The sequence below is a fragment of the Pseudomonas sp. BN607 genome (assembly GCF_029871175.1).
Lineage (GTDB): Bacteria > Pseudomonadota > Gammaproteobacteria > Pseudomonadales > Pseudomonadaceae > Aquipseudomonas.
The window spans coordinates 343,994-355,958 of record NZ_SSOE01000056.1 but is presented as its reverse complement, the minus strand read 5'-3'; the positions used below and the strand labels follow the sequence as shown (position 1 = coordinate 355,958).

13 protein-coding genes are annotated in these 11,965 nt (G+C 63.5%); 8 read left to right on the top strand and 5 right to left on the bottom strand.

The features are described 5' to 3' along the window. Positions 1-2: 2 nt before the first annotated feature. Both E8E68_RS15555 and E8E68_RS15550 read left to right on the top strand, forming a co-directional pair. Positions 3-203 carry a DUF1656 domain-containing protein gene (locus tag E8E68_RS15555; protein ID WP_009685040.1) on the top strand — a complete coding sequence of 67 codons (201 nt, stop codon included), beginning with the start codon at positions 3-5 and terminating at the stop codon, positions 201-203. 10 nt (positions 204-213) lie between these two features. Continuing rightward, positions 214-1,074: an HlyD family secretion protein gene (locus E8E68_RS15550; protein WP_110742550.1), complete on the top strand. Its 861-nt coding sequence runs from the start codon at positions 214-216 to the stop codon at positions 1,072-1,074. A gap of 22 nt (positions 1,075-1,096) precedes the next feature. On the opposite strand, the gene E8E68_RS15545 is transcribed toward E8E68_RS15550, so the two are convergent. Next, positions 1,097-1,543 (bottom strand): universal stress protein, encoded by a 447-nt coding sequence (locus tag E8E68_RS15545; RefSeq protein WP_280342671.1) that lies wholly within the window; start codon positions 1,541-1,543, stop codon positions 1,097-1,099. A gap of 244 nt (positions 1,544-1,787) precedes the next feature. Between E8E68_RS15545 and E8E68_RS15540 the strand changes: the two genes are divergently transcribed. From E8E68_RS15540 to E8E68_RS15520, 5 genes are all read left to right on the top strand, one after another. Then, positions 1,788-2,693: a LysR family transcriptional regulator gene (locus tag E8E68_RS15540; RefSeq protein WP_280342668.1), complete on the top strand. Its 906-nt coding sequence runs from the start codon at positions 1,788-1,790 to the stop codon at positions 2,691-2,693. Positions 2,694-2,828: 135 nt separating this feature from the next. Then, positions 2,829-4,370, top strand: a complete 1,542-nt coding sequence (locus tag E8E68_RS15535) for an MFS transporter (protein WP_266032299.1) — start codon at positions 2,829-2,831, stop codon at positions 4,368-4,370. 28 nt (positions 4,371-4,398) lie between these two features. After that, complete coding sequence (locus E8E68_RS15530; protein ID WP_266032300.1) at positions 4,399-5,460, top strand: HlyD family secretion protein; 1,062 nt, start codon at positions 4,399-4,401, stop codon at positions 5,458-5,460. Next, positions 5,457-6,908 (top strand): efflux transporter outer membrane subunit, encoded by a 1,452-nt coding sequence (locus E8E68_RS15525; RefSeq protein ID WP_266032301.1) that lies wholly within the window; start codon positions 5,457-5,459, stop codon positions 6,906-6,908. The genes E8E68_RS15530 and E8E68_RS15525 overlap by 4 nt, the downstream gene beginning before the upstream one ends. 50 nt (positions 6,909-6,958) lie before the next feature. Then, entirely contained in the window at positions 6,959-7,753 is a 795-nt protein-coding gene (locus E8E68_RS15520; RefSeq protein ID WP_280342665.1) for an SDR family oxidoreductase, read from the top strand. A gap of 63 nt (positions 7,754-7,816) precedes the next feature. Here the strand turns inward: E8E68_RS15520 and E8E68_RS15515 are convergent, their stop codons facing one another. Both E8E68_RS15515 and E8E68_RS15510 read right to left on the bottom strand, forming a co-directional pair. Continuing rightward, on the bottom strand, positions 7,817-8,629 hold the full coding sequence (locus E8E68_RS15515; RefSeq protein WP_110742557.1) for an SDR family oxidoreductase: 813 nt from the start codon (positions 8,627-8,629) through the stop codon (positions 7,817-7,819). A 70-nt stretch (positions 8,630-8,699) separates the two neighbouring features. Next, the gene (locus tag E8E68_RS15510) at positions 8,700-9,164 is read right to left on the bottom strand and encodes a multidrug transporter (RefSeq protein WP_110742558.1); all 465 of its coding nucleotides are present in this window, start codon (positions 9,162-9,164) and stop codon (positions 8,700-8,702) included. A 169-nt stretch (positions 9,165-9,333) separates the two neighbouring features. On the opposite strand from E8E68_RS15510, the gene E8E68_RS15505 reads away from it, so the two are divergent. Then, entirely contained in the window at positions 9,334-9,786 is a 453-nt protein-coding gene (locus tag E8E68_RS15505; protein ID WP_280342661.1) for a hypothetical protein, read from the top strand. 39 nt (positions 9,787-9,825) lie between these two features. Here E8E68_RS15505 and E8E68_RS15500 read toward each other — a convergent pair whose 3' ends face one another. Next, the gene (locus E8E68_RS15500; RefSeq protein ID WP_266032320.1) at positions 9,826-11,280 is read right to left on the bottom strand and encodes a mannose-1-phosphate guanylyltransferase/mannose-6-phosphate isomerase; all 1,455 of its coding nucleotides are present in this window, start codon (positions 11,278-11,280) and stop codon (positions 9,826-9,828) included. Between the two features lie 35 nt (positions 11,281-11,315). Then, positions 11,316-11,963, bottom strand: a complete 648-nt coding sequence (locus E8E68_RS15495) for an alginate O-acetyltransferase AlgF (RefSeq protein ID WP_110742561.1) — start codon at positions 11,961-11,963, stop codon at positions 11,316-11,318. Positions 11,964-11,965: the final 2 nt, after the last annotated feature.

Here is an 11,965-nt window from a genome sequence, read left to right as displayed (position 1 = left end):
GCATGCCCCGTGAAATCGCCTTCCATGGCGTGTACATGCCCACCATGACCTTGATGTTCCTGTTCGCCCTGGGCTTGGCCTGGGGCCTGGACCGGTTCATCGCCAGCCATGATGGCTACCGCTTCTTCTGGCACCCGGCGTTGCTGCGCCTGAGCCTGTTCGTCTGCTTGTTCGGCGCCATGGCGCTTACTGTCTACTGGTGAGAAACCCTCGATGAAAAAGTTCTTCAGCCTGATCGCCACCCTGCTGGTGCTGATCGCTGCCGTGGCCATCGGTCGCCAGTTGTGGCTGCACTATATGACTACCCCGTGGACCCGTGACGGCCGCGTGCGCGCCGATATCATCAATGTCGCTGCCGATGTGCCAGGCTACGTGGTGGAGGTGCCGGTGAAAGACAACCAGCGGGTGAAGAAGGGCGACCTGCTGATCCAGATCGATCCCGAGCACTACCAGCTGGCGGTCGACCAGGCCAAGGCGCTGGTCGCCTCGCGCAAGGCCACCTGGGAAATGCGCAAGGTCAACGCCAAGCGCCGTGCCGACATGGACAACCTGGTGATTTCCAGGGAAAACCGCGACGACGCCAGTAACATCGCCAACGCCGCCCAGGCTGACTACCAGCAGGCCCTGGCCGAATTGGCTGCGGCCGAGCTGAACCTCAAGCGCACCCACATCGTGGCCACGGTGGACGGCTACGTGACCAACCTGAATATCCACAAGGGCGACTACGCGCGCACGGGTGAAGCGGTCATGGCGGTGGTCGACGAGAACTCGTTCTGGGTGTACGGCTTCTTTGAGGAAACCAAGTTGCCTCACGTAAAGGTAGGCGACCAGGCCGAGCTGCAGATGATGAGCGGTGAGCGCATCAAGGGCCATGTGGAGAGCATCGCCCGCGGCATCTACGACCGCGACAACCCACAGAGCCGCGAGCTGATCGCCGACGTGAACCCGACCTTCAACTGGGTACGCCTGGCACAGCGGGTGCCGGTGCGCATTCACATCGATGAAGTGCCGGAAGGGTTCTTGTTGGCAGCGGGGACGACTTGTACGGTGGTGGTGAAGCCGAGCGCGGGGTGAGGTCTGCTGACTGATCAGCGGTTCACGCCGCCCCCACCAACACCGGCACCTCGACACGGTCGATGACCTTCGCGCTGATCGATGGGTCCAGCAACCGCCCCAACCGCGACAGGTGGCGGTGGCCCATGATGATCAGTTCGCAGTTCAGTTCCTGCGCCTTGGCCACAATGGCTTCAACCGGCTGGCCAGCCACCATGCGGCCCTGGCTGGTGAAACCGGCTTGCTGCAACTCGCGCACGGCCTCGGCTACGGCGTGGTCGGCATGCTGCTGTTCCTCGCAGGCGGCGGGGTATTCCTCCAGTTCCTCGGCGGTGTAGGGCGCCGGTTGCTCATGCACGGCAAAGGTGGAATCGATGGCCAGCAGCACGTGCAGTTCGTGTTCACCGGGGCGGCAGTAACGGCGGGCGAGGGTGAGCAGGGCGGTAGCGGCAGCAGAGGCATCGATGGCAATCAAGACGGGGCTGGGCATGTGGTTCCTTATTGACGCTGGCGAGTTGGTTGGCTGTACGGGCCCTTTCGCGGGGCAAGCCCGCTCCCACAGCAGGGTGGTGGGAGCGGGCTTGCCCCGCGAAAGGGCCCGTACAGCCACTGCATCACTTATGGCCCATCCCGCACCCCGAATAAATGCCCCAGCACGCAAGAGCGCATTGCGTCTGATGCAATCCACCAACCTGCTACCATCGCGTTTCCCACAGCTGTAACGGAAAACGGCCATGCAACTCCCGGACATGAACCTGCTCGTCGCCCTTGATGCCTTGCTCGACGAGGGCAGTGTGGTTGGCGCGGCACAGCGCATGAACCTGAGCCCGGCAGCCATGAGCCGGACCCTTGGGCGTATCCGCGAAGCACTGGGTGACCCGATTCTGGTGCGGGCCGGCCGTGGCCTGGTGCCGACGCCGCGGGCACTGGCCCTGCGCGAGCAGGTGCATGGCCTGGTGGAGCAGGCCGGGCAGGTCTTTCGCAGTCGCGACGATGTCGACCTTACGAACCTTGACCGTGCCTTCAATATTCGCACCAATGACCTGTTCATCGCCCTGTATGGCGCTCAGTTGCTACGCATGATGCTGGCCCAGGCACCGCGTACGGTGCTGCGTTTTGTACCGGAGGGCAGCGGCGACGATGATGCAGTGCTGCGCAATGGGCAAATCGACTTGATCATCAGTTCAGCCGTTGAACTGGGCCCCGAAATCAAGGTTCAGAGCCTGTTCAATACCTATTTCGTAGGCCTGGCGCGTGAAGGGCATCCGGTTTTCGATGACGAGATCACCCCTGAGCGCTTCGCCGCCTACCCGCAAATCAGTGTCTCCCGACGTGGCCGTGCCAATGGGCCTATCGACGTAGCGCTGGCCAATCACAAGGTGGAGCGCCGGGTGGCGCTGATTACCACGAGTTTTCACTCAGCCATGTTTTCGCTACCGGACTCGGATCTTATCTTGCCGATACCCGCCAATATCCTGAACAGTGTGAACCGGCTGAAACTGCCATTGAGGTCCTTCGAGATCCCCGTCCCATTGGAAAAGGTCAACGTCATGCAGGCCTGGCACCCGCGGTTCGACAACGACCCGGCCCATCGCTGGCTGCGGCAGACGTTGAAGGCGTGCGGCAGGATCGACCCTTGAAACGTGCGACAGTCACCGGTTCGCACCCCGATTGCGTTTGACGCAATATAAACCTGCCAACAAGTCAGTTTTCGTAAGCATTCGACCTTCTTAGACTTGCTCCAGTCGCTAATTTGTTGCTGGAGTTGTCTGCCCATGAGTTCCCTGTCCGCCCCGTCCGCCGCCATTGCTGCCGCCCCCGGGCCGGCTGCACCTGCGCAGACGGCATTTGGCCTGCAGGTAGTGGTCGGGCTGTTCGGTGTACTGCTGGCTGTGTTGTGCGCGGGTCTCAACGAGTCGGTGACCAAGATTTCCCTGGCCGATATTCGCGGGGCCATGGGTATCGGTGCCGACGAAGGCGCCTGGCTGCTGGCGGTGTACAGCGCTGCCTCGGTGTCGGCCATGGCCTTCGCGCCCTGGCTAGCCACCACCTTTTCGCTGCGACGCTTCACGATCAGCGCCATCGGCCTGTTCGCCGTGCTCGGCCTGCTGCAACCGTTCGCCCCCAACCTGCACAGCCTGATGCTGCTGCGCATATTGCAAGGCTTCGCTTCGGGCGCCTTGCCGCCGATGCTGATGAGCGTGGCCCTGCGCTTCCTGCCGCCGGGCATCAAGGTGTACGGGCTGGCCTGTTACGCCCTGACCGCCACCTTTGGCCCCAATCTCGGCACGCCACTGGCCGGGCTGTGGACCGAGTACGTGGGCTGGCAGTGGGCGTTCTGGCAGATCATCCTGCCCTCGGCGCTGGCCATTTTCTGTGTCGCCTGGGGCCTGCCGCAGGACCCGCTGCGCCTGGAGCGTTTCAAGCAGTTTGACTGGCGGGGCGTGGTGCTCGGCCTGCCGGCCATCAGTAGCATCGTGCTGGGCCTGTCACTGGGCGATCGCTGGGGGTGGTTCGACTCGCCGCTGATCTGTTGGCTGCTCGGGGGTGGCCTGCTGTTGCTGGTGCTGTTCATGTTCAATGAATGGTCCGAGCCGCTGCCGTTCTTCCAGCTGCGCATGCTGTCGCGGCGCAACCTGAGTTTCGCCTTGGTGACCCTGGGAGGCGTGCTGATCGTGCTGTCAGGCGTGGGCAGCATCCCGTCGGCCTACCTGGCGCAGATCCAGGGTTATCGCCCGGCGCAGACCAGCCCGTTGATGATGCTGGTGGCCATGCCGCAGCTGATTGCCCTGCCACTCACGGCTGCGCTGTGCAACATTCGCGCAGTCGATTGCCGCTGGGTACTGGGCATGGGCCTGGCGATGCTGGCGGCGTCGTGCGTAGGCAGCAGCCTGCTGACCAGCGAGTGGATCCGTGGCGATTTCTACCCGTTCTACCTGCTGCAGGTATTTGGCCAGCCGATGGCGGTGCTGCCGCTGCTGATGTTGTCTACCAACGGCATGACCCCGCAGGAAGGCCCGTTTGCCTCCAGTTGGTTCAACACCGTCAAGGGCCTGGCCGCGGTGATCGCCGGTGGCCTGCTGGACGCCCTGGGCACCCTGCGCCGGCACTTCCATTCCAACCACCTGGTGGACAGCCTGGGCAACGCCCCGCAGCTCGATGATAACGCCGCTGGGCTGGCCAAGCGCATCCACGAGCAGGCGCTGGTGCTGACCTCTGCTGACCTCTACCTGATCCTGGCCTGCATTGCCGTGGCCCTGATCTGCCTGATCCCTTTCGTGCCTACCCGGGTGTATCCGCCGCGCGCGGTGGCCTGAACCCTGGATGAATTCGAGAACCGCTGAAATGACCAACAACCGCAAAACCCTGTTCATCGGCTCGGTGCTGGCCGTGGCCGTCCTGGCTGGCATCGTCGGCCCCTGGATGCTCGGCAGCGACCACCGCCAGAGCACCAACGATGCCTATGTCATCGCCGACTACACCGTGGTCGCGCCGAAGGTCGCTGGCTTCGTCAAGGAAGTGCTGGTGGAAGACAACCAGCAGGTCACGGCCGGCCAGTTGCTGGCGACCATCGATGCCCGCGACTACCAGGCCGCGCTGGATGCCGCCCAGGCGCAGTTGCTGGTGGCCCAGGCGCAAAGCGCCGACGCTCGGGCCACCCTTGAACGCCAGGCTTCACTGATTGCCCAGGCGGAAGCGGCGGTGAAGGCGGCCCAGGCTGAAGCGGCGTTCGCCGACCACGAAGTCAACCGCTACAGCCGCCTGGCCGAGCAGGGCGCCGGTACCGTGCAGAACGCCCAGCAGGCACGCAGTGGTGTCGACCAAGCCCGCGCCCGCCTGGCCAATGCCCAGGCGGCGCTGGTGGCGGCGCGCAAGCAGGTGGACATCCTCACGGCCCAGGTTGCGAGTGCCGATGGCCAGCTCAAGCGTGCCGAAGCGGGCGTGGAGAAAGCCCAGCTCGACCTGTCCTATACACGCATCACCGCGCCGGTGGACGGCATGGTCGGCGAGCGCGCCCTGCGTGTCGGTGCCTACGTCAACCCGGGCGCTCGGCTGCTGTCGGTAGTGCCCTTGCAGCAGGCTTACGTGGTCGGCAACTTCCAGGAAACCCAGTTGACCCATGTGCAGCCGGGCCAGCCGGTGAGCATCAGCGTCGACACCTTCTCCGGTGAGAAGCTGCAAGGCCATGTGGAAAGCATCGCTCCCGCTACCGGCGTGACGTTCGCAGCAGTCAAGCCAGACAACGCCACCGGCAACTTCACCAAGGTGGTTCAGCGTATTCCGGTGAAAATCGTCTTCGATGATGGCCAACCGCTGCTCAGCCGCCTGCGTGTGGGCATGTCGGTGGAAGCGACCATCGACACACGTGGCGACAAGCTGGATGGCAAAGAGGTGAGTGCACGATGAAACCGGCCTTGCACTTGAGCCCGCTGCTGCTGGCCGCACTCATGGCCGGCTGCACCATGGGCCCGGACTTTCTGCGCCCCGACACCCAGGCCCCGCACCAGTGGGCGCCGCTGCAAGGCAAGGCAGCGGCCAGCCAGCCGCAGGCCGAGCCGCTGGAACTGCGCTGGTGGGAAACCTTCCACGATGCACAGCTGAGCGCCTTGATCCAGCGCGTTGCCGAACGCAACCTCGACTTGCAGATAGCCAGCGCCCGGTTGCTGCAAAGCCGAGCCCTGCGCAGCACGGTCGCCGCTGATGAAGTGCCGTCGGTGGATGCGAACGCTGGCTACAGCCGTGCCCGCAACAGTGCCGAAGGCCTGAGCGACCCGTCCGGCAAGGCCGGCAAAGAGGCCTACAACCTGTGGCAGGGTGACTTGGTGGCCGGTTGGGAGCTCGACCTGTGGGGGCGGGTGCGGCGCCAGGTAGAGGCTGCCGATGCCACCGTCGAAGTGGCAGAGAACGACCGTCGCGGTGTGCTGCTGGCATTGCTGTCGGAAACCGCCGGCAATTACATCCAGCTGCGCGCCGTGCAGCACACCATCGATGTGACTCAGGATAACCTCCAGGTCGCCCGGCACAGCCTGAAGCTGTCGCAAGACCGGCAGGCCGAAGGTGTCGCCACCCGGCTTGATGTGGCTCAGGCCAGCGCCCAGGTTGCCTCGATCGAGTCGCGCCTGCCCAGCCTGGAAGCCCGCCGCGATGACCTGATCAACGCGCTGAGCCTGCTCGCCGCCGAGCCGCCGCGCAGCCTGCAGGCTGAATTGTTGAAGGAGGGTGAGTTGCCCGCGCCGCAGCAGACGTTCGCCATCGGCTTGCCGTCCGAGCTGGCTGAGCGGCGCCCGGACATCCGCCAGGCCGAGGCCCGCCTGCATGCGGCTACTGCCAGCATTGGCGTGGCCGAGGCCGACTTCTACCCGAGCATCCGTTTGTCGGGCAGTGTCGGTTTCCAGGCCATGCAGCTGTCGGATTTCGGCGGCTGGGATTCGCGCCGGTTTGCCTTCGGCCCGCAGTTGTCGCTGCCAATCTTCGAAGGCGGCCGGCTCAAGGGCACCCTGGAATTGCGCGAGGCGCAACAGCAGGAAGCCGCGCTGAACTACCGCAAGGTAGTGCTGGGTGCCTGGCATGAAATCGACGATGTGCTACGCCTGTACAACGCCAGTCAGTTGCGCCGTGATCACCTTGCCGAGGCAGTGCGGCAGAACCGCATCGCCCTGGAAACCGCCCAACGCCAATATGTGGAAGGGGCGGTGGACTTTCTCAATGTGCTGACGGTGCAAAGTGCCTTGCTGGCCAGCGAGGAGCAGTGGATCGACAGCTCGGCGGCGGTGTCGCAGGCGCTGGTGGGCTTGTACAAGGCCTTGGGTGGTGGCTGGCAGGCGTTCGACGAACCGTTGGCAAAGAAAGCATGAGAGCGGGGGCCGTTCCCCCGGCAATTGTCCTGTTTACCTAGGAGGCCCATATGCACATTTCCCTGAACGGCAAACGCGCGATCGTCAGTGGTTCCACCGCCGGCATAGGCTTGGCCATCGCCATCGGCCTGGCTGAAGCCGGCGCCGAAGTGGTTCTCAACGGCCGCACCCAGTCGCGCGTCGACCAAGCCCTCACTGCCGTGCGCGAACGCCTGCCGCAAGCTCGCATCATTGGTATCGCTGCCGATCTCGGTAGCAAGGACGGCGCGCAAAAGCTGTTCGACCAGGTGCCGCATACCGACATCCTGATCAACAACCTCGGCATCTTCGAGCCCAAGCCGTTCTTCGAGATCGAGGATGAAGACTGGCAGCGCTTCTTCGACGTCAACGTGCTCAGCGCCGTGCGCCTGTCGCGGCACTATGCTCAAGGCATGGTCGAGCGCAAATGGGGGCGGGTGGTGTTCCTGTCCAGCGAGTCGGCGCTGCAGATCCCGACAGAGATGATTCACTACGGCATGACCAAGACCGCACTGCTGGCGGTGTCCCGCGGCCTGGCCGAAACCCTGGCCGGTACCGGGGTGACGGTGAACTCGGTGTTGCCGGGGCCTACACGCTCGGAAGGTGTAGGGGACTTTTTTGCCAAGCTGGCCGAAGAGCAGGGCGTGTCGACTGAGGCGCTGGAGGCCAACTTCCTCGCCGAGCACCGGCCGACTTCGCTGATCAAGCGGCTGGCGACGGTGGAAGAAGTGGCCAACATGGTGGTGTACCTGGCATCGATGCAGGCCAGTGCCACCACCGGAGCAGCCTTGCGGGTGGATGGCGGCGTGCTGCGCTCCATCGCCTGAGTCTGTACTGCCTGTACTCGCCCTCTCGCTGGCAAGCCGAGGCCGGTACAGGCAGCCGAAAACTCAGAGCGGGCGCAGCAGGCCAAAGCGCTTGCGCAGTGCCCAGTCCAGCAACCGCCGCGGCAGCAAGCGGGCCATCAACGGCAATGCCGTACTGCCATTGCCCAACCGCACCAGCGCCGGTACTGGCGACTTGCCCACCGCTGCCAACACCCCTTGGGCAAACACTGCCGCCGAAGTCGGCCTGTCCTGGGACGCCCTGGCCCTTGCCTGCACATGTTCTCGCAACGGCCACCACGCTGAATCCGCTGCCAGTACCTGCTCGGCCTGGCGCTGCGCATTGCTGGCGAACTGCGAGGCAATCGCCCCAGGCTGGACTTCCATCACCTGCACACCGAACGGCGCCAGCTCCAGGCGCAAGGCATCGCTCAGGGCATGCACCGCCGCTTTCGAGGCGCAGTAGGCGCCAGCGAACGGGGTGACCAATACGCCGGAAACGCTGCCGATGTTCACCACCAGGCCGCGTGAGCGGCGCAGCAGTGGGAACAGTGCCCGGGTAACGCCTACCACGGCGAACACGTTGGTTTCGAACTGCTGGCGCAGGGCGTCGACGCCACCATCGAGCAATGGGCCCATGGCACCGTAGCCGGCGTTGTTGATCAGGATATCGAGGGTTTCCAGCTCCTCTGCCAGGCGGGCCAGCGCCTCACCGTCGTTGACATCCAGCTGCCGGGCGGTGTAGCCGGCAGCACTCAGTTGCTCGACATCCTCAGGCTTGCGGGCGGTGGCCCAGACTCGGTGGCCGGCATCGCGGAAGGCGTCGGCCAGGGCGCGGCCGATGCCGCTGGAGCAACCGGTGATCAGGACGTTGGGCATGCTAGTGGCCTGTTGTCATGGAGGATTGTTTGTTTTCTGTGTCGGCCTCTACGTGGGCATAGGCAACACATCAATTGGCAAATGTACCTTGCAGATGCTCAGCCCGAAACTCCAGGGTCTGAGGCCGGTAGCCGGAACGCAATGGCGGCAATGGCAGGCAGTCTTTCCATTCGGCCCCTGGCTGCAGTTCACCCGGCCCACGGTATCGCGGTGCATTGTAGGTGTTCTCGGCCAGGTTCACGGTATCGCCCGGTGCATATGCCGCCACGCGCCAGCGCAGGTCGGTAAGCGGCACGTCGTTGCCGTTCTTCATGCGTACCTGCAGGGCACGGTCGGCAGGGCAGTGTTCCGGGGCGTAGGCCAGGCGCAGGTCCAGGCGTGCCAGTCGGCTGCTTTCGCGGCTGTCTTGCCAAACTACGAACAAGGCCACCAGGCCCAGGCCACACACGGCCGCCAGGGAGATGGGAAGAGCCTTGGCTGGATGACGCAACAACAACACCAGCCAGGTGAGGATCAGCAGGGCACCGATCAGCATCGCGTAATCGCCTCATTCGCGCGTATGGAAGGCTAAAGCCTATCGAGAACCCAGCGGTCATGTCACCGGTGAGTGCCTAGGCCAGAAGCCAGACCTCGCATTCCTGCGAGTAGTGGAAAGGGTACATCCATTTTAGATTCCGCCATGCCTATTCAAAAGGAGCATGGTCATGAATGACACATCGGTTGAGCAAAAGCATGTGCAGGACATGAAAAGAACCCCCGCCAAGGGCACAGTTACAGCTGTCATCAGCCTTGCGGGCCAAACAGAGGATTTCGTTTCGCAGGGCGTGGATTTCGGGACCACTGAACAATACGCGTGGTTGTATGCGTACAAGGGGCATGCCGATGATGCGGACGTCTACATTGACTTCGACCTGGAATTGCAGGAGGGCGTGAGGGATGTCGTTATCAGCGGTGAGGGCAACCGGGCGGTTGTTCACAAGCGCGGCACAACCTATGGCGGCTATGCGAAATCTGGGCGTATCCGGAAACTCGAACTGACTGCCACCAGCATAAAGGCTGAAGCCTTCGAATTTGAAGGAGAGGACGATTTGCAGCGCCCTTTCAGGGTGGTGGGTGGCCCATTCGAAATCTACGTCATAGGCCCGAGCGTTGAATGAGCAGGCTCGCCCCTGGTCGGCCCAGGGGCGAGTCAGCACTTACTGCGCGATGGTCTTCACCGAAACGCCGCGCTCGATGGGGGTGGACGTACGCCCATACACGTCCTCGAAGCGCTCGATGTCATCCTCGCCCAGGTAGCTGCCGGACTGTACTTCGATGATTTCCAGCGGGATCTTGCCCGGGTTGCGCAAACGGTGCACCGAGGCAATCGGGATGTAGGTCGACTGGTTCTCGGTCAGCAGGAACACGTTTTCGTCACAGGTCACCTCGGCCGTGCCGGATACCACGATCCAGTGCTCGGCGCGGTGGTGGTGCATCTGCAGCGACAGGCTGGCACCCGGCTTGACGGTGATGTGCTTGACCTGGAAACGGCCGCCCATGTCCACCGAGTCGTACGAGCCCCACGGGCGATAGACTTCCAGGTGGTTCTGGGTTTCGGTGCGGCCCTGCTCGTCGAGGGTCTTGACCATCTGCTTGACGCCCTGGACCTTGTCCTTGTGGGCAATCATCATCGCGTCCTTGGTCTCGACTACCACGATGTTTTCCAGGCCAATCACCGACACCAGCTTGCCGTTGCCGTGGATCATGCAGTTGTGGCTGTCCTGCACCACCACGTCGCCCTTGGTAACGTTGCCGTTGTCGTCTTTCTCGTGCACTTCCCACAGCGACGACCAGCAGCCGACGTCGCTCCAGCCGGCCGACATCGGCACCACACAGGCACGCTGGGTCTTTTCCATTACCGCGTAGTCGATGGAGTTGTCCGGGCAGCAGGCGAAGGTGGCTTCGTCGATGCTCAGCACATCGCCGTCTTCTTCACTGCGCTCCAGGGCCAGCACGCAGGTGTCATAGATGTCGCCATCGTGCTTTTTCAGCTCCTCGAGGAAGCGGCTGGCGCGGAACAGGAACATGCCGCTGTTCCAGAAATAACCACCGGCCTGGACGAACTCGGCGGCGCGTTTTTCGTCGGGCTTTTCGACGAACTGCGCAACCCGCGCCACGCCTTCGGGCAGCAGCGCATCCTGGCTGGAACGGATGTAGCCGTAGCCGGTTTCCGGTTTGGTTGCCGGCACACCGAACAGCACCATCTCGCCACGCTCGGCAGCCACGGTGGCCAGGGCCAGGGCACGTTGCAGCGCCTTCTGGTCATCGATCACGTGGTCGGCAGGCAGCACCAGCATCAGATCGTCGCGGCCTTCGTTGACCAGCTTCATCGCCGTCATGGCCACGGCCGGCGCGGTGTTACGGCCGAACGGCTCCATCAGGATGCCCTGGGTTTCCAGCTTCAGCGCGGCCAGCTGCTCCTGGACGATGAACTTGTGGTCCTTGTTGCAGACCACGATCGGCGTGTCCATGCCCTCGAACACCAGGCGCTCGATGGTTTGCTGGAACAGGGTGTGTTCGCCGGTCAGGGCGAGGAACTGCTTGGGGAACTGCTTGCGCGACAGAGGCCACAGACGCGAACCGCTACCACCAGAAAGAATTACCGGGATCATCATGTTTCTCCAATAGTCGTTTAGAGGCAGGGGAATCAGTTGCTAGCCACGGGGCGAGTTACCCACACCGGCGACAAGGCGTTGCCGGAACCCGTTACGTACAGCACTGCGGCTTCGCCGCGCTCCAGGGCGACGGGTTTCACGTCACCCACTTTCTTGTCTCCTTGGTACAGCGCCAGGCTGACTTTGACCGGGTTGATTTCGCGCTCACCACGGCCGTTGGCGGCCACCGGCTTGACCACTTCGGTCTTGCCGTCGGCGGTTTTCAGGGTCAGCTGCTGGTCGCTCAGGTTCTGCACGCGCACCAGGGCTTTCTGCTTGTTCTTGAATGGCGGTTCTTCGATCAGCTGCGGGTTGCCGCTGCTGCTGTTGACCAGGGTGTAGTACTTGTCCGAGGCCAGCTTGACCGGCACGCTCTTGCCACCGACCTGGGCGGTGTAGTCACCGCCTGGCAGGAAGCTGAAGTCGCTGCTGGCCTGGGCGCCTACCTGTTTGATCTGGGTGTTGCCGACCGAGGCCGCAGCCGGGGCGCTGGCCGCGTTGTACAGGCGCACGAACGTCGAACCTTTCGGCGCGCTTGGGCCATACAGTGCGGCGTCGGCGCCGGCGAAGGCCTGCATCGAAGCAAGGGAAAGGCCGGCCGCGAGGGTGAGGGCTTTGGCAATGGAAGTCTTGGTAGTCATGT